At 39.3% G+C, this 415-nt stretch carries 1 pseudogene; it reads right to left on the bottom strand.

Annotated features, from left to right (window positions below):
- Positions 1-176, bottom strand: a pseudogene (locus RVS70_RS22790) (MFS transporter); the annotation flags it as partial.
- Positions 177-415: the final 239 nt, after the last annotated feature.

The following is a 415-nucleotide window of genomic DNA, read 5'->3' as shown; positions in this document are numbered from 1 at the left end:
AGTGAACTGGTGACAAGGCCCTCTGTGAAGGCATTGAGATTAAGCTGATCCGGCTCTCCCATATACGGCAAAGCTCCATTGAGCACACCGGTATCATAGCCAAAAAGAAGCCCGCCGAAAGTAGAGACTAAAATAATCGTGCGTAAAAATGACATTTGATTGCCTTGTTTATTCATACTGTTTCCCCCAGTCTTTTTCAAAATCGATCAATGCGTATTTCAAAAACCTATTCCATGGCTGCTGTCTTCCTCACATTTCGTCACAGGCTTCAGAAAAAAGTTCTTCATGTTTTTATCCAATAACCTTATAACCTTCCCTTCTTATTAGCATTCCGTCCTCCTTTGAAGCGATTTCATTTCTAGCTAAAAAAACAATGAGTATTTCTTTGTGCATAATCTTGTCGTTTTGTTATCTT

Origin of the sequence: Virgibacillus sp. M23, from assembly GCF_034190895.1 — a bacterium.
GTDB classification, from domain to species: domain Bacteria; phylum Bacillota; class Bacilli; order Bacillales; family Amphibacillaceae; genus Virgibacillus; species Virgibacillus salarius.
Note: the sequence above shows the minus strand (reverse complement) of the source record. Positions and strands in the feature narration are given on the sequence as shown.